Source organism: Balneatrix alpica DSM 16621 (assembly GCF_000619885.1).
Classification (GTDB): Bacteria; Pseudomonadota; Gammaproteobacteria; order Pseudomonadales; family Balneatricaceae; genus Balneatrix; species Balneatrix alpica.
Genome location: NZ_KK211039.1, coordinates 57,128 through 79,120, shown reverse-complemented (window position 1 = coordinate 79,120; position 21,993 = coordinate 57,128). Strand labels below are relative to the sequence as shown.

Genomic DNA, 21,993 nt, shown 5'->3' with positions numbered 1-21,993 from the left:
CCAAACAGGGCTTTAACACTCGGCCATTAACCGAGGTTTTGCCCCTCAGCTTTCCAGCATCAAAACTCCTGCCATTCCTGATCATCCTCTGCACTAACTAACAGTGGCGCTGCCGGGGCGGAGGCAGCCACTTTGGCTGTACGCACTGGCTGTGATGAGGATGTATTCTGCCCAGCCAGCTTAAAACGCCGCATTAATTGGTTCAGGTGACGAGCCCTATCACTCAAGGACTCGGCCGCTGCGGAGGTTTCCTCCACGAGCGCAGCATTCTGCTGAGTCACCTCATCCATTTGCTGCACGGCTTTGGCCACTTCGTCGATACCCGCAGACTGCTCCTGACTGGCTGTCGCGATTTGATTCATAATACTTTGTAAGCGTTCAGTAGCTTCACTGATTTGCTGGAGAGAATCACCCGAGCGCTGTACCAGGGTGGTACCAACCTCTACTCGGGAAACAGACTCCTTAATTAATTCTTTAATGTCTCGTGCAGCCTGAGCCGCACGCTGAGATAGCGTCCGCACTTCACCTGCAACCACCCCAAAACCACGGCCATGCTCCCCTGCCCTGGCCGCCTCCACTGACGCATTCAAAGCTAACAGGTTAGTTTGGAAGGCGATGGAATCAATTAAGCCAATAATTTCCGCTATTTTGCGGCTAGACGCCTCTATATTATCCATCGCCTCGGAAGCCTGCAGCATCACGCCATGACTCTGACGGGTAACCATAGCGGAGTTTTGCGCAAGCTTGTCAGCCTCACGTGCACTGTCCGTATTCTGACGCACAGTAGAAGTCATTTGCTCCATACTGGCGGATGTCTCCTCCAAAGAGGCAGCCTGCTCCTGCGTCCGCTGAGCCAAATCAGCACTGCCCTGGGCAATTTCCGCCGCCGAGTTATCCACCTCTTGAACCGCACCACTGACTTCCAGCACCAGCTCTGCCATTTGCTCCATGGCGTTATTCAGCGCCAGCTGCAGCTCAGCAAAGCGCCCCTGATAATGGCCAGTCATAAGCTGAGACAAATCTCCCTGTGCTTGACGCTCAGCAAGCGCCTGCACCTCCTGCAATGCCGACTCAACCATAGCCAGAGAACTATTGAGATGTTGCTGTAAATCAGCCAGCTGACCTTGCAGTTGTCCTTGCATACGCAGACTAAAGTCACCCCGACTCATTGCCGCCATCACCTCACTCACACCACTAATGGCCGAACCTACAGCCTGGCTGACAGAGGCACAAAGATTAAGCAGCGTTTGATAGTCGCCCGGCAAGTCTGAGCGCACCTGTTGGCCAAACTGACCATTCGCCATCGATTGCATCATTTCCTGCACCGCATCCATGCTGGAGGCAATATGGTCTGCACTGGTATTGATCGCCAGTGTTAAACGTGCCAAATCCCCTTCCGCCTGCACATTAACCCGCTGACTAAAGTCTCCCTGGGCAATAGCATCAGCCACCTTGGCGGTATCTCCCAATACACGTTGCAATTGAGCCAACAAGCTATCAACAGCAGCAGCTGCCTGGGCCACCTCATCATGTCCCTGTAAGCCCAAACGCTGACTAAAATCGTTACGTTCTTGTAAATCCAACATAACAGCAGCCAAGCGCTGCAGGGGACGGGTCAATTGAACCGACATCAGTAGCGCCACTAACAGGATAAAGGCTACGCCGATTCCCCCCAGCAACAACACCCGCTCACGCAACGAGGTGATAGCCGCAAAGGCTTCCGCAACATCTATCTCCGCAATAATGGCCCAACGGTGATCGCCAAACTCCAAGGGGGCATAAGCTGACAACACCCAATTACCGTTGTAATCCTCGATGATGGCGGAGCCTTTCTCCCCTGCTAACGCCGCTCGGCTCGCCTGGGTATCTACCTTCCCCTTATCCGGATTAGCGAAGGATGCCATCAAGCTATGGTTTTGGGGATCAAGATAAGAATCAGAGCGCATAAGCCGATCAGAACCAACTAGATAAGTTTCTCCAGTTTCCCCCAAACCTTCACGCTCCTGCATAACCCGGGTAATACGATCGTGCGGAATCTGAGTGGCGATCACTAACTGCACCTCTCCTGCCGCATTTAACAACGGTACTCCCACAAAAGCCGCAGGATCACCATTACTAGGGGCATAGGGTGCAAAGTCACTCACGGCATAGTTTTTTTCCGTCATTATCTGACGGAATAGCTCACCTAAATTAGTGTCTTTATAAGGACCGTTGAGCAAATTAGTGTCGTAGTCCGCTTCTTTAGCAACGGTATAAAAGATATGACCATCGGGGCGAATCAAAAAGACGTCATAAAACCCAAAGCGTTTTTGATACTGGACAAAATAATTTTCATCATCATTGAGACCTGCCTGATACTCCAGCAAAGATCGACGCTGATAGGCAGCTACCTGGGCCTGCAATGAATCCATAGCCGTACGAATCGAATTGATATAATCACGCAATTGTGACTGCTTCAGTGCCCGCACAGATTCCAGTTGCTGAAACGCTTGGCGCTGCAACGACTGACTCGCCGTCTCCATAGCCAGCCACGCCAGGGTCAGAAAGGGTAACAATCCCACCAGCAAATACGTGAGAACAAGCTTGCCGCGAATTTTCAGACGCAACATGACATTACTCCTGTGTGGACGAGTCAGCCTGAACCTGGCGTGCACGATCGATATGGCCCAGATCTCGCTCGGGATCGAGTATATCTCTCACTCGTTGCTTTAACTCTTTAGCTTCCGGAAAACCAGCATCCGCTACCCGACACCAAATTTGTTGGTCATTAAGATAGACTTTAAAGGTGCCTTTACCGCTGGGACGTAGCGCCACTTCATTGAGATCTTGCTCAAAGGTAGACAGCAGCTCTTGGGCCAGCCACGCAGCCCGCAGCATCCAACGGCATAGCGGACAATACTCAATGACAATCCGCGCTTGCATATAATCCCCTGTCAATAACTGCTGCTTATATTGCAGGCAAGTCTAAGTGATAGCGCCAGTTTTGCCAGTTACGCCGCCACGCTGCGGGGCGTACCACTATGAAACCGCAACTGGTCGTCTTCTGCTTCAATGAGCTGTTGCTCCAGTAAGCGAAACTCAGCTACCCGCTGGCTAATATCAGCCTGGGCATAACGCTCTGCCAGCTTCAGATAGTCCTGATAGTGACGCCCTTCAGATTTCAACAAGCTGAGATAGAATTTCTGTAACTCTTCATCTAATAGAGGTGCTAACTTAGCAAAACGCTCGCAGGAGCGAGCTTCCACAAAGGCCCCTACAATCAAAACGTCAATTAAGCGTTGAGGCTCCTGTTTGGAGACCTGATCACGCAATCCAGAAGCATAGCGTGAAGCCGAAAGGTGCTGGTATTCCATACCACGCTTACGCATTAGCGTTAACACCTGCTCAAAGTGGATCAGCTCTTCCCGGGCTAAACGCGACATCCGAATCAAAAGCTCGTGATGATTCGGATAGCGGTACATCAGCGACATCGCTGTGGCTGCTGCCTTTTGCTCGCAGTGAGCATGATCAATCAAGAGGGTATGTAAATCTTGGGTGGCCGCTTGCAGCCAAGCATCAGGGGTAGGACACCCTAAAAAAGATTGAATTTCGTCTAACACATCCATAATAGGCCTCAGAACCCCGCACCAGGCAATGGCAAACAATTCTTTGGGCAGGGGTGTCGTCAATTTGCGCGTCAGTATACTGGATCACGCCAGGCATGCGGAGCCTTAAATCAGCAAGTTAGCCCTGCCTGCAGCCTTCTGATCAAGACTAGCCCCAAAGTCTAAAGGGCGAATTGTCGACAATACTTAACTTAAAAGCGGGATTACGTTAGAATTCGCTCACCCTGATGAAAGGCCTAAAGGTCTCAACCAGTGCTGCTGATCAGCCCAGCGCCCAGCAGCCAAATTACACTGATGAGGGCTATACCGTGCTTGAAGCTTACCGTAAACACGTAGAAGAACGTGCCGCCCTGGGAATTCCTCCCAAACCCCTGGATCCTGAGCAGACCGCCGCGCTGGTTGAACTGCTGAAAAATCCCCCAGCCGGCGAAGAAGAATATCTGCTGGATTTGTTGACAAATCGTGTCCCTGCCGGGGTAGACCAAGCTGCTTATGTCAAAGCAGGCTTTCTGGCTGCCATCGCTAAAGGTGAAGCGAACTCTCCGCTGATCACCAAGGTACGTGCTGTCGAGCTGCTGGGCACCATGCTGGGTGGCTACAACATCGAGCCCCTAATCTCTTGTCTGGACAATGCTGAGTTGGCTGACTCCGCCGCCAACGCTCTGTCTAAAACCCTGCTGATGTTTGATGCTTTCCACGATGTAAAAGAGAAAGCTGATGCTGGCAATGCTGCCGCCAAACGCATTATGCAGTCCTGGGCCGATGCGGAATGGTTCACCAGCCGTCCTGAAGTACCTGAAAAAATCACTGTTACTGTATTCAAGGTACCTGGCGAGACTAACACTGACGACCTGTCTCCCGCCCCTGATGCCTGGTCACGTCCTGACATCCCGTTGCATGCCCTAGCCATGCTGAAAATGCCCCGCGAAGGCGTAGACAAGCCACTGGAAGTTATTCCCCAGCTTAAAGAAAAGGGCTTCCCCGTTGCCTATGTAGGTGATGTCGTTGGTACAGGCTCTTCACGTAAGTCCGCTACCAACTCCGTGCTGTGGCACATGGGTGATGACATTCCCTTCATCCCCAACAAGCGCGACGGCGGATTCTGCCTGGGTGGCAAAATTGCACCTATCTTCTTCAACACCATGGAAGATGCGGGCGCACTGCCCATCGAGTGCGATGTTAACCAGATGGAAATGGGCGATGTCATCGACATCTATCCCTATGCTGGCAAAATCACCCGTCATGGTACCGACGAAGTCATCAGTGAATTCAGCCTGCGTTCTCAAGTGCTGTTAGATGAAGTGCGTGCCGGTGGCCGTATTAACCTGATTATCGGTCGCGGTCTGACTGCCAAAGCACGTGAAGCGCTGGGCCTGGAGCCCTCCAAACTGTTCCGCAGCCCCGATCAGCCCGCTGACACCGGCAAGGGTTACACCCTGGCTCAGAAGATGGTGGGTAAAGCCTGCGGCGTGCAGGGTATCCGTCCTGGCACTTACTGCGAGCCTAAGATGACCACTGTTGGCTCTCAGGACACCACTGGCCCGATGACCCGTGATGAGCTGAAAGACCTGGCTTGCCTAGGCTTCTCTGCTGACCTGGTGATGCAGTCCTTCTGTCATACCGCTGCTTATCCCAAGCCCGTAGACGTTGATACTCACCACACCCTGCCTGATTTCATTATGAACCGCGGCGGTGTGTCTCTGCGTCCTGGCGACGGCATCATCCACTCCTGGCTGAACCGCATGCTGCTGCCTGACACTGTAGGTACCGGTGGCGACTCCCACACCCGCTTCCCCATGGGCATTTCTTTCCCTGCGGGTTCAGGCCTGGTTGCCTTTGCTGCCGCTACTGGCGTCATGCCGCTGGATATGCCTGAGTCTGTACTGGTGCGTTTCAAGGGCAAAATGAAGCCTGGTATCACCCTGCGTGACCTGGTTCATGCCATCCCCTACTACGCCATCCAGCAAGGCCTGCTGACCGTTGAGAAGAAAGGTAAAAAGAACATCTTCTCCGGACGCATCCTGGAGATCGAAGGCCTGGAAGAACTGACTGTCGAGCAAGCGTTCGAGCTGTCCGATGCTTCCGCCGAGCGCTCCGCTGCTGGCTGTACTATCAAGCTGTCAGAGAACTCTGTTGCTGAATACCTGCAGTCCAACGTTGTACTGCTGAAGTGGATGATCGCTAACGGTTACGGCGACCGCCGCACCCTGGAGCGCCGCATCCAAGCAATGGAAGCTTGGCTGGCTAAGCCGGAACTGATGTCAGCTGACGCCGATGCAGAATATGCAGCCGTCATTGAGATTGATCTGGCGGAAGTGAATGAGCCCATTCTGTGTGCGCCTAACGATCCCGATGATGCTCGTCTGCTGTCCTCCGTTGCCGGCGACAAAATTGACGAAGTCTTTATCGGTTCCTGCATGACCAACATCGGTCATTTCCGCGCCGCCGGTAAGCTGCTGGAAAAAGTGAAGGGTCAACTGCCCACTCGTCTGTGGCTGGCTCCGCCCACCAAGATGGACCAGTATCAACTGACCGAGGAAGGCTACTACGGCATTTACGGCAAAGCGGGTGCCCGCATGGAAATGCCCGGTTGCTCACTATGCATGGGTAACCAAGCCCGTGTTGCGGAGAAGTCCACGGTTGTTTCTACCTCAACCCGTAACTTCCCCAACCGTTTGGGTGATGGCGCTAACGTCTACTTGGCCTCGGCTGAGCTGGCGGCGGTTGCCTCTATCATGGGCAAACTGCCCAGCGTAGAGGAGTACATGACTTACGCCCAGAACCTGGACACTATGGCTGGCGATATTTATCGCTACCTGAACTTCCATCAGATCGAGTCTTACCAGAAGGCTGCCTCTACTGTGATTCCCACAGTCGCTGCCTAAGGTTAGCACCATGTAAAAGGCCACCCCCTGCGGGGTGGCCTTTTTGTTTCGCCTCTCTAGCAACCAACCAGCTTACTAAGCCGGCTAGCCCTCAAGCTATTTACTGGTTACTGGTTGCAGGCTTCTTACTTGCCTGCTGCCACAGACGATCTACCAAGATGCGCTCTATGTAGAGGTGCGGGTATTCTTGCTGCAGGCTAGCATTCAAATAGTCACGAACCTGCATCAGCAGCATCTGCCGCTGCTTTTCATCCTCTACTGCCGACATATCCACCTGAGATAAAGCCAGCATTAAGTAATGCTGCACCATCGGCATATGCTTGTTAAGCTCTTCCTTCGCCTTAGGGCTTTTGGTCTCCAGGGTAATATCAATATCCATTTTGCCATTGGGGATGGTAATCAGCAGATCCTGCACCTGAACAAAGTGTTCAGGAATCGGGTCTCGGTTACCCGAAGGACTGACCACTGGCTGGCGTACCTCTTGGAACAAGCGAGCAAAATTCGTCTTATCTTCTTTACCGTCACCACATCCGGCTAATAACCCTACTGCCGCCACCATCCAGATATATTGTTTCATAGCAGCTCCAAGCCTCTATCAAGATCGGCTTTAATATCATCAATATCTTCCAGCCCCACCGAAATCCGAATCAAACTATCACGAATACCCACCTCAGCACGGGCCTCCGGCGTCATTTTGGCATGTGTTGTAGTGGCAGGATGGGTGATGGTGCTGCGGGTGTCGCCCAAATTTCCGGTAATGGAAAGCAAACGGGTATGGTCAATCACTTGCCATGCTTGCTCTTTACCACCTAATACCTCAAATGCCAGCACCCCACCAAAGGCACGCTGTTGACGCTTAGCCAACTCATGCTGCGGATGACTAGGCAAGCCACTGTAATAAACCTTCAAAACCTTAGGATGAGCTTCCAGCCACTGGGCAAGCTCCAATGCATTTTGACTATGGGCCAACATGCGCAGCTTCAAGGTCTCTAGTCCCTTTAAAAACACCCAGGCATTAAAGGGACTCATACTCGGCCCTGCCGTGCGCAGGAAAGCAAACACCTGCTCCATATCAGCATGGTTACCCACCACCACACCCCCGACACAACGCCCCTGTCCATCCAAATACTTGGTGGCCGAGTGAACGATAATATCCGCCCCCTGCTCCAACGGACGCTGCAATGCTGGCGTACAGAAGCAATTATCAACGATCAGCTTCGCTCCCGCCTGCTTGGCCAATTCAGACAATGCAGGCACATCGACGATTTCCGCTAAGGGGTTAGAGGGGGTTTCAATAAAGAACAACTTGGTATTGGGACGCAGTGCCTGACGCCAGGCTTCTACATTCTTAGGATCAACATAACTGGTCTGGATACCAAACTTAGCCAAGTATTTATCAAACAAGGTAATGGTAGAGCCAAATACCGAGCGAGAGCAGAGAATATGATCCCCCTGCTGCAACATTCCCAGCGTTACACTCAGGATCGCCGCCATTCCTGACGAGGTCGCTACCCCGCGCTCTCCCCCTTCCAAGGCCGCAATACGCTGCTCAAAGGCGCGCACTGTCGGATTAGTAAAGCGTGAATAGATGTTACCTTCAGCACTGGCAAAACGCTCCGCGGCCTCTGCTGCCGAGGTAAACACAAAGCTGGAAGTGGGGAAAATCGCCTCGGCATGCTCCGCTTCCAGGGTACGCTGATGCCCTGCCCGTACGGCTAACGTATCCAGCCCTACGCCTTGCAAATCAGCTTGTAGCCGCGCGAAGTTTAGTTGTTTGTCTGCCATGTACCTTCATCTCCACAGGAACAAAAACGCCGCCTAATGGCGGCGTTTCGACTGCATCAGAGCACTTGGCTCCGATTCAACATCACAAGTTTTGCAACATGTTCGCCGATTCATTGGCTACCGTTCCCGGATGCTGAGAACGCGCCTTGGCTTCATCATTGCGCATGGATTCTAATTTATCGAAATAAGTCTGATCAATGTCGCCAGTGACATAGTGCCCGTCAAATACCGAGCAGTCAAAATGATGCACCGGCGAATCCCCACCCTGAGTAGAGGCAATCAGATCTTCCAAATCCTGATACACCAACCAGTCGGCACCGATATATGCACACACCTCATCCTCAGTACGACCATGGGCCACCAGCTCCCGCGCCGCAGGCATATCAATGCCATAGACATTAGGATAACGAATAGCAGGCGCTGCGGAGGCCATATAGACTTTTTTCGCCCCACATTCGCGTGCCATATCGATAATCTGCCGTGAAGTAGTGCCCCGTACGATAGAGTCATCTACTAATAGAACCACCTTGTCCTTGAACTCCAACTCAATCGGGCTGAGCTTCTGACGGACAGACTTTTCCCGGATAGTTTGCCCAGGCATGATGAAGGTGCGGCCAATATAGCGGTTTTTCACAAAGCCCTCGCGCATTTTAACGCCAAGCTTCAACGCCATCTGCATCGCTGCGGTACGGCTGGTATCTGGAATAGGAATGACCACATCAATATCATGCTGGGGACGCTGGCGTAGCACCTTTTCCGCCAGCAGCTCACCCATCCGCAGGCGGGCCTTATAGACTGAAATGCCATCGATAATGGCATCCGGACGAGCCAGATAAACATGTTCAAAAATACAGGGACGGTATTCGGTATGCTCGGCACAGACTCGTGCAGCAAACTCGCCTTCTTTATTAATAAAGACGCCTTCACCGGGTACCACATCCCGCAGTAGCTTATAACCCGCACCAGTAATAGCGCAGCTTTCGGATGCCACCATATACTCTGGCCCAGCCGCGCCATCACGCTTACCGATACAAAGCGGACGAATCCCCTGAGGATCGCGGAAAGCCACTAAGCCGTGTCCAGCAATCACCGCCACTACCGCATAGGCACCCCGGATGCGCTTGTACACCTTACTCAGCGCGGTAAAGATATCCTCGGCCGTCAGATGCAGCTTATGCAACACCTGTAACTCATGAGCCAGGACGTTCAGCAAGACCTCTGAGTCAGAAGTCGTGTTGATATGGCGCAAGTCTTCTCGGAACAGATCATCAGCCAACTCATCCGTATTGGTCAGATTACCGTTGTGGGCCAACGCAATACCGTAGGGCGAGTTCACATAGAAGGGCTGTGACTCGGCAGAGCTAGAGCTCCCGGCCGTGGGATAGCGCACATGGCCAATTCCCACATTACCAATCAGGCGACGCATGTGCCGGGTACGGAATACATCCCGCACAAGGCCATTTTCTTTACGCAGGTAAAAGCGCCCTTCATGGCAGGTCACCATACCGGCGGCGTCCTGGCCACGATGCTGCAGCACCGTCAACGCATCAAAAATTTCCTGGTTCACATAGGAATTGGCAACAATGCCGACAATACCGCACATTCGTTAGTACCTCAGTGACTTCATTGGCGTGCACCAATAGGAAAGGCTGCATATGCAGCCTTTCCTTGCAACAAACTATCCACCTACAGACAAGATGGCGCCGGATACGTCCTTCAACAAGGCGAGTGACCAGCTTTCCATCATTTTGAATTCGGGAATTAACTGGGAGTTCTGCCACCAGACATCATTCACCACCGGGGTGTAAGACAGTAGCGCCACACAGACCACTACCAACACACAACCACGAGCAACGCCAAATGCCATACCCAATACCCGATCCGTGCCACTCAAACCCGTCGCCTTCACCAATTCGGCAAAAACGAAACTGATCAGCGAGCCCAAAATCAGGGTAGCGACAAACAGTCCAACAAAGGCCGCAGCCACCCTCAATGAAGGAGTTTGGATATAAGACGTCAGCAATACAGTCAATTGATCGGTAAACAGACGGGCAACGATGAAGGCCAATACCCAGGTCACCAGCGACAGCGCTTCACGGATAAACCCCCGGCGCAGGCTAATGAGTCCTGAAATGACAATAATCGCTAAAATCACCCAATCGGCCCAATTCATGCATAGTTCCTCACAAATGCGAGCGCATTCTAGCAGAAGCCTTCCTTACTGCTAACCCTATTTCGCCCCAGGTAACTGATAACGCACGACCATTGCCGCCAAACCAAACTGCGTTTTGATCTCTGCTTTTAATCGTTCCATTCTCGCTTTATCCAGCTCCGGGCCGATCAGCACTTTATGCAATCCCCCCTCTTGAATCAGGTAAGCCTTATGGCCTTTACCCTGCACCTGCTGGTGCAAACGCTTAGCATTCGCCTCATCCTTAAAACTGGCTAGCTGCAATGACCAGGCCGCAGGTACACCCTGTTGATCAAACTGTACCTCGGGGGGAGCCACTGGCTTAGCAGCGGCTTTTACTTCGTTTTTGGTTATTGGCTTCGCCGGCTGAGCCGCTGCAGTCGGGGGCGGAGCCACTTCAGTGGCTTGCATTTGTGCCGCCTGATTAACCACCGGTGCCACCTCAGTTTGCAGCGGCAATACTGGCTGTTGTGGCGGGTAATTTTGCAATACCGGTGCCGGAGGACGCGGAGGAATACCGGCCTGGGCCACAACCGGCAAACTTGGCACCCCCGCCCCATCCCAAAAAGCCCAGCCAAAGGCGGTCAGGATAAGGGCCAAAACAAAGGCTCCGGCAATGCGATAACGATTACGCTCAGACATGCGCTTCCTCCTGGTAATGGGCCAAGAAAGCACTCACCGTCAAGAAAGAACCAAATACCAGAATGCGGTCTTGTTCACTGGAATGCTGCAGTAACCACTGCACCGCCTGCCCGATGGAATTGGCATAGCCCTGAGGGGCTTCCACTGCCAACTTAGCAGACAACTCCTGCCCGGTCTGACCCCGAGGTCCCGGCAAGTCCAGCCAGCACCAGGCTTGTACCTGAGGCGCCAATGCCTGAAGCACAGGCTCAGCATCCTTATCCTTAAGCATCCCACACAGAGCAAGATGTTTACCTGCAACGGGATGTCGAGCCAACCAAGTGGCCAAATGACGCGCAGCTTCCGGGTTATGGGCCACATCCAACAGCCATTCACGTCCCTGCCAATGCAGACTCTGAAAACGCCCCGTTAGGCTGGCTTCCGCCAACACACCGGCAGCAAATTGACTAAGCCCGGGCATCTGCAATAAAACCGCCGCTTGTAAGGCCGGCGCCATATTGCGTAACGGTAAACGTGGTTCCTGCAACCCAGTTAACTGCCAACTCCTTCCCTGTACATCCACCCCATAAGCGAGCCAGCTGCCATCTTCCTGTTCACGCAAACCAAATTGCTGATTAATTTGCAGCAATTGGCTACCGAGCCGCTCGGCTTGTTCCACTACACTCAGAGGGGGTTCTGGATCGGCACAGAGGGCATAGCGCCCAGGGCGAAAAATACCGGCTTTTTCCCGACCGATGCTATAGCGATCCGGCCCCAACCAGTCAGTGTGATCCAAGTCGATCGAAGTGATGATGGCGACATCGGCATCAATCAGGTTAACCGCATCAAGACGTCCACCCAACCCTACTTCTAACACCACCAAATCCAGCTGCGCCTCAGCCAGAATCAAAAAAGCCGCCAGGGTGCCGAACTCAAAATAGGTCAGCGCAGGCGGTACAGCGAGCTGCTGACGAGCCTGCTCTACCTGGGCAAAAGCATCACAGAGCTGCTGGTCGGTCACCATCTGCCCCTGCACACAAACGCGCTCGTTGTAACGTAAAAAATGCGGCGAGGTGTAACAGCCCACTTTCCAGCCAGCGGCCATCCCCAATTGGCTGAGGTACGTCAGGGTGGAGCCTTTACCATTGGTGCCGCCAACAGTCACCACTCGACGAGCTAATTGAGGCTGCCCTAGCGCCTGCCATACCTGGCCAACCCGCTCCAAACCCAGCTCGATTTGCTGCGGATGTTGTTGCTCCATCCAACTGAGCCATTGATCTAGCGTCCGCACCTGATCTCTACCCCACTTACAAGATAAAGCCGGCTCCAGGCCGGCTTTAGTAACTTCATACTGACTTGTCAGACTCAGACAGCATTGGCTGCCGGCAAGTGACTGAACTTACGCAACAAACCACCCACTTTTCCACGCATTTGCTTGCGATGGATGATCATATCAATCGCCCCGTGCTCCAGCAGGAACTCACTACGCTGGAAGCCTTCAGGCAATTTTTCCCGTACGGTTTGCTCGATAACCCGGGGGCCAGCAAAGCCGATCAAAGCATTGGGTTCGGCCACATTGACATCACCCAACATCGCCAAACTGGCAGACACACCACCAAACACGGGATCAGTCAGCACCGAAATGAAGGGAATCCCCTGCATTTTCATTTTTTCCAACGCCGCACTGGTTTTAGCCATCTGCATCAGCGAAAACAGCGCTTCCTGCATCCGCGCACCACCGGAGGCCGCAAAGCAAACCAAAGGAATACGCTGTTCCAGGCACACATTCACCGCCCGTACAAAACGCTCACCGACAACCGCACCCATGGAGCCGCCCATAAAATTAAATTCAAAGGCAACAGCAACCAGCGGCATGCCGTCCAAGGTGCCTTTCATAGCGATCAAGGCATCTTTTTCATTGGTATCTTTTTGTGCAGCAGCTAAACGCTCTTTATAGCGCTTGGAGTCTTTAAATTTGAGACGATCCACTGGCTCCACATCGGCACCGACTTCCTGACGGCCTTCCGCATCCAAGAAAATATCCAGACGACGACGTGCACTAACCCGCATGTGATGGTCACACTTGGGGCACACATCCAGGTTTTTATCCAGCTCAGGACGATAGAGTACCGCTTCGCATTTCGGACACTTCTTCCACAAGCCCTCAGGCACGCTGCTAGCTTGAGCGCTCTTGCGCTGCACTCGTACGAGAGAAGGAACAATTTTCTCTAGCCAGTTACTCATGGTCTCTCCAGGTCCACTACACGCAGTAGCAGACTTTTACTCAGCTTTCTTATCTAAGGTTGTGCCTGCTCAGCCTCGCTGAACAAGCCGACACACCCATTATTGATCTAGTGCGTCACGCATGGCCGCTATGATAGCAGGAACTTCCGCTAACAGCTGCTCGGGCTGCTGTTGTAATTGCGCCATCTTATTGACCAGCACACTCCCCACAATCACCCCATCCGCTACCTCTGACACCGCCCGGGCAGACTGAGGATCACGAATACCGAAGCCCACCCCTACAGGAGTCTGCACATACTGGCGAATCAAAGCCACACGCTCAGCCACTTCTTGGGTGTTCAAAGTCGCCGAACCCGTCACCCCTTTCAGGGAGACGTAATAGACATAGCCAGAACCCGCCTCACCAATCGCTTTAATCCGCTCAACACTACTGGTAGGTGCCAGCAGGAAAATCACGTCCAGCCCCTTACCTCTAAATAGTGCCGGGTAATCCCCCGCCTCTTCCGGTGGCATATCCACCAGCAGCACGCCATCCACCCCAGCTTGACAGGCCTGCTCGGCAAATTTCTCATAGCCCATCATTTCAATGGGATTAAGGTAGCCCATCAGCACCACCGGGGTCTGCTGGTCACGCTGACGAAATTCACTCACCATCGCCAACACATCCACCAGGCGCGTACCCGCTGCTAAGGCACGCTCACAGGCCAGTTGAATCACAGGGCCATCGGCCATCGGATCCGAGAAAGGCACCCCCAATTCAATTAAATCTGCGCCAGACTCCACCAGCTTATGCATCAGGGGCACGGTAAGTGCCTGACCACCATCCCCCGCAGTGATATAGGGAATCAAGGCTTTTTTACCCTGGTCAGCCAGGCCTGCAAAACACGCTTGAATACGACTCATGGCAGCTCCTTAAAGTTCAAGACCATCAATGGCGGCCACGGTATGGATGTCTTTATCGCCACGACCAGAAAGGTTAACCACGATAATTTGTTCCGGCTTCATACTGGCAGCCATCTTCATCGCATGAGCAACCGCATGACTGGACTCAAGCGCAGGCATAATACCTTCCACTCGGGTCAGGGTACGGAAGGCATGCATGGCTTCATCATCGGTAGCTGCCACATATTGGGCTCGGCCAGTATCTTTCAGGTAAGCATGCTCAGGACCTACTCCGGGGTAATCCAAACCGGCAGAAACGGAATGAGTGCCCAGAATCTGGCCTGCATCGTCCGCCATCAAATAGGTGCGGTTGCCATGCAACACGCCTGGACGTCCAGCGGTCAGAGGAGCCGCATGCTGACCCGTGTGCAGACCATGGCCACCAGCTTCCACCCCAACCATCTGCACTTCGGCATCTTCAATAAAGGGATAGAACAGGCCAATGGCATTCGAGCCACCACCGACACAGGCCACTACTGCATCAGGCAAACGTCCGGTCATTTCCAGACACTGCTCACGCGCTTCACGGCCAATCACCGCTTGGAAGTCACGCACCATCTGCGGATAAGGATGGGGACCTGCAGCGGTGCCTATAATGTAGAAGGTTGAGTCTACGTTGGTCACCCAATCACGCATCGCCTCGTTCAAGGCATCTTTCAGCGTGCGAGTGCCCGAAGTCACAGGCACAACCGTAGCCCCCAGCAACTTCATGCGGTACACATTCAAGGCCTGACGACGGATGTCCTCCTCACCCATGTACACCACACACTCCAAACCAAGGCGTGCTGCTACGGTGGCGGATGCCACTCCGTGCTGACCGGCCCCCGTCTCGGCAATCACGCGGGGCTTGCCAATACGTTTTGCCAGCAACGCCTGACCGATGGTGTTGTTTACCTTATGGGCACCGGTGTGGTTCAAGTCTTCGCGCTTGAGATAAATCTGCGCTCCGCCAATCTCACGTGATAAACGCTCGGCGTGATACAGCGGAGAAGGACGGCCAACATAGTGCTTAAGATCGCGGTCGAACTCAGCCACAAACTCGGGATCCTGCCAGACACCACGATAGGTATCAGCGAGCTGATCCAGTGCCGCCATCAGGGTTTCGGAAACAAAACGGCCGCCGTAGGGGCCAAAGTGACCACGCTCATCCGGCAACTGCACCAGGTTTTTCCAATCAACTTGCGTCACCACGACCCACCTCTTGCATAAATGCGGAAATTAAACTGGCATCTTTTTGCCCAGGTTGCGCCTCAACTCCACCACTCACATCCACTGCATAGGGGCGAACTTGCGTAATGGCCTGGGCTACATTACTGGCCGTCAGGCCACCCGCCAAGATCAAAGGCTTGCTGAATTGAGCCGGCAAAGACTGCCAATCAAAGACTTGACCCGTACCACCAGGCACACCCGGCTGGTAGGTATCGACTAGCAATGCCCGCGCCGACTGATAACGCTGTGCCTCTGCAGCCAGGTTGATTCCTGGGCGCATGCGGATTGCCTTAATGTACGGCAGGGAAAAGCTTTCACAGTACTCCGGGCTTTCATCACCATGAAACTGCAGCAAGCTTAACGACACCCGTTGGATGATCTGCTCAACCCGTTGGCGTTCGTCATCGACGAACAACCCTACCCGCTCCACAAAAGGCGGTAGCAAGACGGTCATAGCGGCGGCCTGCTCCAGGGAGACAGCCCTTTTGCTAGGAGGATAAAACACCCAACCCAAGGCATCCGCCCCAGCGGCGATAGCGGCTTGCGCATCCTCTATATGGCAAATTCCACAAATTTTGACTCGGGTTCTCACCCCTGCCTCTCCTATTTGACTGGCAAACCGGCCCGACAATGCAGGCCGATCTTAACAAAAGGCACAGCAGGCGTCAGCCCATCAACGCCTTGATAAAGCTGGGTCCTGGCGCCTCCTGTGGCAACAGGAAGTGTTCCGGATAACCCGCTCGCACCAGGTACAAACCAAAGGGAGGTGCAGTCACCCCTCCCAGGCGCCGATCCCGCGCCTGCAAAACCTCTCGTGCCCAAGTTGGCTCAGCTTCACCGGCACCGATTTTCATCAGCACTCCCGCCAAGTTGCGCACCATATGATGGAGAAAAGCATTGGCACGGACATTCAGCACGATGTAATCACCAAAGCGCTGTACACTCAGCTCGTGCAGGGTGCGAACCGGGCTTTTCGCCTGACACTGCACCGCTCGATAAGAGGTGAAGTCATGGGTACCAAGTAAATAGTTTGCTGCCTGCTGCATGCGCTCAACATTGAGCGGTTTATGAGTCCAGGTCAGATGACGATTAAACAGCGCTGGCTGAACTGAGTGGTTATAAATCACATAGCGATATTGACGCTCAACAGCAGAAAAGCGGGCGTGGAAATCCATCGATACTGGCGTGGCCCAACGCACGCTGACATGGCGACTAAGATTGGAGTTAGTACCCAAAATCCAGGCTCGCATATCCCGCGTGACATGGGTATCAAAATGCACTACTTGCTCGCTGGCATGCACCCCTGTATCGGTACGCCCTGCACAGATCACACTGATAGGCTCAGCCGCCACCTTACTTAAGGCTGCCTCTAACTCTGCCTGCACGCTGGCAACGGCAAACTTCTGCGCTTGCCAACCATGAAACTGACTACCATCGTACTCAACACCCAAAGCAACACGCATCAGGGGCTTTACAGCCCCTGAAGTTAAGTCTTCAACACTCATGGAAACTATCACGCAATCGCGGCAAGTAACTCTTCCGCTTCCTGTTTCTGGGCATCGGTGCCTTCTTGCAGCACCTCATCAAGAATATCCCGTGCGCCATCGGCATCTTCCATGTCGATATAGGCGCGGGCCAAGTCTAGCTTGGTGGCCACCTCATCAGCCCCCGAGAGGAAAGTAAAGTCTTCCTCACCCAGGGACTCTTCTTCGACAAATCCATCCTGATCTGCTTCCGCCAACAGTGCATCCAACTCCTGGTCTAGCGAGCTAATGGCATCGTTATCTTCCTCAGCCACCACCGGCTCGTCTTCTACCAGTACGTCATCATCACTCTCAGCCACCAGCTCATCCAATGGGTCGGCAGACGGCTCTGTCTCCAACATCTCATCCAGGTCGAAGTCTTGTTCATCTTCGCCTAGGGTGTCATTCAATAGAGAATCGATATCCGCCTGCGCATCGGAGTCTTCAGCGCTTTCTGGTTCACCTTCCTCAGCCAGGTTCGGCAGAGGTTCTTCTTCCATTAGCGCATCCAGGTCAAAGTCACTTTCCTGATCCGCTTCTTCAACCGCCGCCTGCTCATTCTCATTTAACAACGACTGGACAAAAGCCTCTTCATCATCGCCCGGACTATCACTGACATCCAGCTCGATATCCTGAGTCAACTCATCCAGGTCAAACTCTCCGACCTGCACATCATCGACTTCATCCGCCGCCTTACTGGGCTGATCGTCATCCTCTAGCGAGGCGTCTAAATCTAAATCAAGGTTAATCTCTTCTGGCTGATCCTGTACTTCATCAACCAACGTCGGCCCAGTCAGATCATCTTCTTCGGCTTGATTAAATGGATCGTCTTCATCGGTGACCATATCCAGATCAAGCTCATCACTGAGCAATTCGTCAAAGCCCTCAAGCGGATCCAATTCAGGAATATTGTCATCCTGTACCGGCTCAGCCATGGCAGTGGCAGCGGCGGCTCCCACCGCCGCACCTGCTACTGCTGCAGTTGCTGCAGGAGCAGCGGCACTGGGTTGCTGACTTAACTGCGACTGGAGCTCCTGGCGAATACGCTCATGAATATCTTCTGCCGAACTGTTACGACGGCGCATCAACAACAGTGTCCCCACCAACAGCGCCACTAAGGTCCCCGCGCCAGCAATCCAATACATCGGTGGAATCTGTTCTAACCACTGTTCAATGCTTTGTTCATCTTCTGCTGGCATGTTTTCATCGGCAGCAGGCATAGCAGGTTGCATTTGCTGGGCCGCCAACTGCTTTTTAGCCTCTTCCAGCTGTTGCGCTAATTGAATATTGTCTTGCACAGCCTCTTGTTCGGACTGACGCGCCTTAGCCGCTTCCTGCTCCAGTACAGCCAACTGCTCATCTTTCAAAGTCAGCAGTTTCTGTAAGGTTTCCAACTGTTGCTCTAACGCATCTAAACGACTCTTCAACTCAGCGTTTTCTCGCTCAGAGCGATCCAAACCTTCTTGCGCCAGAGATAGCTTATGCTCTAAGTCTTCATACTTTTGTTTAAGCTCACCGTTTTCCCCTGCCTCCTCCTTGGCGGGTGCCATTACCCGTAACTGACCTTCTTCCTTGGCATTGGCTTTAGCTGGCTCAGCTTTGGCGGGCTCTGACTTTAGCGTTGGTGCCTTAGCTGGCTCCGCTTTAGCAGCCCCACCACTTTTCCAGAGGCGATTCTGCCGAGCAACTTCCTGCACCGCTTCTTGAAAACTTAGCTTTTCAATCTCTGCCAGGGCAGGAACCTGCAAGCTCACTCCCTGCTTTAGGCGATTAATATTGCCATCGACAAAGGCCGTTGGATTAACCCGCTGGTACGCCAACATCACCTGTTGCGGACTGACCTTTTTAGTAGGACGAGTCCGCACTGCAATATCCCACAGGGTATCTTTGCGCCCGACCTTTACTTTTTTCCCTTTCACTACCGAGGTTTTACCGGCCTGGGGCTCCGATGCCTTGGCGGACTCCACGGGTACAGGTATGGCGGGGGCACTGTTATCCAAACGTTGAATACTGCCACCGCTAAAGGGTTGGTCAGGGGTGGTAAATCCTGAAGGAGCCTGCACCCGGACACCATTCACCTCAGCCCCCACTAATTGCACTACTGGCACAGGAGGATCGAGAAAAAGCGTGTACTCGCGCACTAACTTGCCTTGAGGCCAACTCACCTCAACCAAGAAGTTCAAATAGGGTTGATCAATGGGTGTATTACTAGTGACTTGAACCAGGGGCTGGCCATTGCGTGTGGCAACTTGGAAGCGCAAGGCATTGAGTAATGATGAAGGCTCAACCCCGGCTAGTTTGAAGGCTTGGTTGTCCGCCAAACGAACACGTACCTGCCCCAAACGCACCCCTTGGGTGTCCAATAAGGGCAGTTCAGCATTCAAGGGTTCATTGAGAAAGGAGCCGATGGATGCCTCACCCAATGCGAGACCCCAGGCAGAGGTGGTGTGCAAGGCACCTACCATCAGGAGGCTAGTGGCAAGCTTACGCAGCATTCGACATCCTTACCCTCTTATTATCACCACCAAGACATAAGTCAGGCTTTCGACCTGGCTGCAGGCTCGCCTAAGTCGTTCCCTTTGCAGGCTATGTCCTTGAGTTATCAGGCATTCATTTTTTGATGCTGAGGAGTATATGCGCAGACTGACGCCATGTCTAACGCCTGCCTGCGCCCTCAGAACGAGCTTAATTCTGTCGACTAAGACTTAGTTCTGTTGATTGAGATAGTCACGAACTAGGATTTCGGCAATCTGTACCGAGTTAGTCGCCGCGCCCTTACGCACGTTATCCGCCACAACCCACAGATTTAGCCCGTTTTCCCAGGAAATATCCTTACGCACACGCCCAACCCAAACCCAATCATTACCGGCCGCCTCGCCCGCCGGAGTGGGATATCCCCCAGCCTTACGCTCATCCAGCAACTTGACCCCAGGCGCCTTGGCTAACAATTGCTGTACACGCTCAACGCTAATAGGCTCACGGGTTTCCAGATGCACCGCTTCTGAGTGGCCGAAGAATACCGGCACCCTGACGCAGGTCGGATTTACCAGAATATGCTCGTCCCCTAAAATTTTGCGGGTTTCCCGCACCATCTTCATCTCTTCACGGGTATAGCCGTTATCCTCAAACACATCGATTTGGGGCAACACGTTAAAAGCGATGCTCTTCGGATAAACTTCACATTCCGCATCTTCCCGGCCTTTACCACTCATCATATGAATGGTTTGCTTGGCCAGTTCCTCAACGGCCTCACGACCGCTGCCGGATACGGCCTGATAGGTGGCGACATTGATCCGCTCCACCCCAGCCTCATCGTGAATAGGCTTCAGCGCCACCAGCATCTGAATAGTTGAGCAATTGGGATTAGCAATCAGATTACGCGCTCTGTAGCCTGCAACCGCCTCAGGATTCACTTCTGCTACCACGAGGGGCACATCCTGCTCATAACGAAACGCGCTGGAATTATCGATCACTACCGCACCTGCCGCAGCCGCTTTAGGGGCATAAGCCTTGGCCAGCTCACCACTGGCCATAAAGAAAGCAATATCCACCTGGCTAAAGTCAAAGTTATCCAGCAACTGAATCTTGACCGAACGCTCCTGGAAATAAATCACCTTACCGGCAGAGCGCTCACTGGCGAGCAAAAAGAGTTGTTTTACTGGAAACTGACGCTGTTCCAGAATTTCAATCAGGGTTTCCCCGACTGCACCGGTGGCACCAACCACCGCCACATTGTAAGTCTTGCTCATTAGGCACCTCATTCACAGCAGGGCGGCACTTTAGCGGTTTCAGCGCAGCCAGACAAGCGAGCCAAATAACAAGCCCGGCAGAGCCGGGCTTGAGAAGGCAGGGGGATGCTTAGTCTTCCAGCAGGATGCGTAGCATCCGACGCAGCGGTTCCGCCGCCCCCCATAGGAGTTGATCACCGACAGTGAACGCCCCCAGATACTGAGGCCCCATATTCAGCTTGCGCAAACGCCCAACGGGCACGCTCAGGGTGCCGGTCACCGCTGCGGGGGTCAGCTCTTTCATGCTCACTTCACGATGATTAGGCACCACCTTCACCCAGTCATTGTGCTGCGCCAGCAGACCTTCAATATCCGCCAGCGGCACATCTTTATTCAGTTTGATTGTCAGGGCCTGGCTATGGCACCGCATCGCACCGATACGCACACAGATACCGTCTACCGGAATGGGGTTACCACTACGACCGAGGATCTTATTGGTTTCCACCTGGCCCTTCCACTCTTCCTTGGATTGTCCACTTTCCAGCTCTTTATCAATCCACGGAATCAGGCTACCCGCCAAGGGCACACCAAAGTTTTCTGTGGGATAGGTATCGGAGCGCAGCAGATCCGCCACTTTACGATCAATATCCAAGATAGCACTGGAGGGAGTTGCCAGCTCAGCAGCAACGTGCTGATTAGCAGCGCCCATCTGCTTGAGCAGCTCACGCATGTTCTGCGCACCGGCACCGGAAGCCGCCTGATAGGTCATGGCAGTCATCCACTCCACCAGACCTTTTTCAAACAAGCCGCCCAGCGCCATCAGCATCAGGCTGACCGTGCAGTTACCGCCCACATAGTTTTTCACGCCCTGATGCAGTGCATCCTTAATGACGTTTTTGTTAACCGGATCAAGAATAATGACACTGTCATCCGCCATCCGCAGGGCAGACGCCGCATCAATCCAGTAGCCTTGCCAGCCCGCCTGACGCAGTCTGGGGAAAACATCATTGGTGTAATCACCACCCTGACAGGTGATGATAATGTCCATGGTTTTGAGTTCATCAATGCTGTAAGCATCTTTCAGCGTAGGAATGTCTTTACCAATCGTGGGACCCTGCTGACCAATCTGAGAGGTGGTGAAAAACACCGGCTCAATCAGGTCAAAGTCACGCTCTTCCAGCATACGCTGCATGAGCACGGAGCCAACCATGCCCCGCCATCCGATCATACCTACACGCTTCATGGACATTCTCAATTGTT

The 21,993-nt window shown here is 53.3% G+C and carries 18 protein-coding genes; 1 reads left to right on the top strand and 17 read right to left on the bottom strand.

What is annotated here, in order from left to right:
• Window positions 1-59: 59 nt before the first annotated feature.
• The 3 genes from Q334_RS20005 to miaE all read right to left on the bottom strand — a co-directional run bounded on the left by Q334_RS20005 (window position 60) and on the right by miaE (window position 3,605).
• Window positions 60-2,609, bottom strand: a complete 2,550-nt coding sequence (locus tag Q334_RS20005; protein ID WP_051527689.1) for a methyl-accepting chemotaxis protein — start codon at window positions 2,607-2,609, stop codon at window positions 60-62.
• 4 nt (window positions 2,610-2,613) lie between these two features.
• The gene (locus tag Q334_RS18670; protein WP_035461289.1) at window positions 2,614-2,922 is read right to left on the bottom strand and encodes a SelT/SelW/SelH family protein; all 309 of its coding nucleotides are present in this window, start codon (window positions 2,920-2,922) and stop codon (window positions 2,614-2,616) included.
• 68 nt (window positions 2,923-2,990) lie between these two features.
• Window positions 2,991-3,605: a tRNA-(ms[2]io[6]A)-hydroxylase gene (gene miaE / locus Q334_RS0109765; protein ID WP_027313054.1), complete on the bottom strand. Its 615-nt coding sequence runs from the start codon at window positions 3,603-3,605 to the stop codon at window positions 2,991-2,993.
• 308 nt (window positions 3,606-3,913) lie between these two features.
• Between miaE and acnB the strand changes: the two genes are divergently transcribed.
• On the top strand, window positions 3,914-6,490 hold the full coding sequence (acnB, locus tag Q334_RS0109760; protein ID WP_027313053.1) for a bifunctional aconitate hydratase 2/2-methylisocitrate dehydratase: 2,577 nt from the start codon (window positions 3,914-3,916) through the stop codon (window positions 6,488-6,490).
• Window positions 6,491-6,590: 100 nt separating this feature from the next.
• Here the strand turns inward: acnB and Q334_RS0109755 are convergent, their stop codons facing one another.
• The 14 genes from Q334_RS0109755 to asd form a co-directional block, all read right to left on the bottom strand.
• Window positions 6,591-7,067 (bottom strand): flagellar basal body-associated FliL family protein, encoded by a 477-nt coding sequence (locus Q334_RS0109755; RefSeq protein ID WP_027313052.1) that lies wholly within the window; start codon window positions 7,065-7,067, stop codon window positions 6,591-6,593.
• Window positions 7,064-8,275: an O-succinylhomoserine sulfhydrylase gene (locus Q334_RS0109750; protein ID WP_027313051.1), complete on the bottom strand. Its 1,212-nt coding sequence runs from the start codon at window positions 8,273-8,275 to the stop codon at window positions 7,064-7,066. The genes Q334_RS0109755 and Q334_RS0109750 overlap by 4 nt, the downstream gene beginning before the upstream one ends.
• An 82-nt stretch (window positions 8,276-8,357) precedes the next feature.
• The gene (gene purF / locus Q334_RS0109745) at window positions 8,358-9,878 is read right to left on the bottom strand and encodes an amidophosphoribosyltransferase (protein WP_027313050.1); all 1,521 of its coding nucleotides are present in this window, start codon (window positions 9,876-9,878) and stop codon (window positions 8,358-8,360) included.
• Between the two features lie 75 nt (window positions 9,879-9,953).
• A complete protein-coding gene (locus tag Q334_RS0109740; RefSeq protein ID WP_027313049.1) occupies window positions 9,954-10,448 on the bottom strand; it encodes a CvpA family protein in 495 nt (164 codons plus the stop codon).
• A 57-nt stretch (window positions 10,449-10,505) separates the two neighbouring features.
• Window positions 10,506-11,108 carry an SPOR domain-containing protein gene (locus Q334_RS20000; RefSeq protein WP_051527688.1) on the bottom strand — a complete coding sequence of 201 codons (603 nt, stop codon included), beginning with the start codon at window positions 11,106-11,108 and terminating at the stop codon, window positions 10,506-10,508.
• Entirely contained in the window at window positions 11,101-12,378 is a 1,278-nt protein-coding gene (gene folC, locus Q334_RS0109730; protein ID WP_027313048.1) for a bifunctional tetrahydrofolate synthase/dihydrofolate synthase, read from the bottom strand. Before folC ends, Q334_RS20000 begins: the two co-directional genes overlap by 8 nt.
• Before the next feature lie 74 nt (window positions 12,379-12,452).
• A complete protein-coding gene (gene accD, locus Q334_RS18660; RefSeq protein ID WP_035461287.1) occupies window positions 12,453-13,331 on the bottom strand; it encodes an acetyl-CoA carboxylase, carboxyltransferase subunit beta in 879 nt (292 codons plus the stop codon).
• A 99-nt stretch (window positions 13,332-13,430) separates the two neighbouring features.
• Window positions 13,431-14,234, bottom strand: coding sequence for a tryptophan synthase subunit alpha (trpA, locus tag Q334_RS0109720; RefSeq protein ID WP_027313047.1), 804 nt, complete (start codon window positions 14,232-14,234; stop codon window positions 13,431-13,433).
• 9 nt (window positions 14,235-14,243) lie between these two features.
• Complete coding sequence (gene trpB / locus Q334_RS0109715; protein WP_370329267.1) at window positions 14,244-15,461, bottom strand: tryptophan synthase subunit beta; 1,218 nt, start codon at window positions 15,459-15,461, stop codon at window positions 14,244-14,246.
• On the bottom strand, window positions 15,448-16,074 hold the full coding sequence (locus tag Q334_RS0109710) for a phosphoribosylanthranilate isomerase (protein WP_027313045.1): 627 nt from the start codon (window positions 16,072-16,074) through the stop codon (window positions 15,448-15,450). The genes trpB and Q334_RS0109710 overlap by 14 nt, the downstream gene beginning before the upstream one ends.
• A gap of 73 nt (window positions 16,075-16,147) precedes the next feature.
• Window positions 16,148-16,987 (bottom strand): tRNA pseudouridine(38-40) synthase TruA, encoded by an 840-nt coding sequence (gene truA, locus Q334_RS0109705; RefSeq protein WP_051527685.1) that lies wholly within the window; start codon window positions 16,985-16,987, stop codon window positions 16,148-16,150.
• 8 nt (window positions 16,988-16,995) lie between these two features.
• Window positions 16,996-19,500 carry a FimV/HubP family polar landmark protein gene (locus Q334_RS0109700; RefSeq protein WP_027313043.1) on the bottom strand — a complete coding sequence of 835 codons (2,505 nt, stop codon included), beginning with the start codon at window positions 19,498-19,500 and terminating at the stop codon, window positions 16,996-16,998.
• 210 nt (window positions 19,501-19,710) lie between these two features.
• The gene (locus Q334_RS0109695) at window positions 19,711-20,754 is read right to left on the bottom strand and encodes an aspartate-semialdehyde dehydrogenase (RefSeq protein ID WP_027313042.1); all 1,044 of its coding nucleotides are present in this window, start codon (window positions 20,752-20,754) and stop codon (window positions 19,711-19,713) included.
• 109 nt (window positions 20,755-20,863) lie between these two features.
• A complete protein-coding gene (gene asd, locus Q334_RS0109690; RefSeq protein WP_027313041.1) occupies window positions 20,864-21,976 on the bottom strand; it encodes an aspartate-semialdehyde dehydrogenase in 1,113 nt (370 codons plus the stop codon).
• Window positions 21,977-21,993 lie beyond the last annotated feature (17 nt).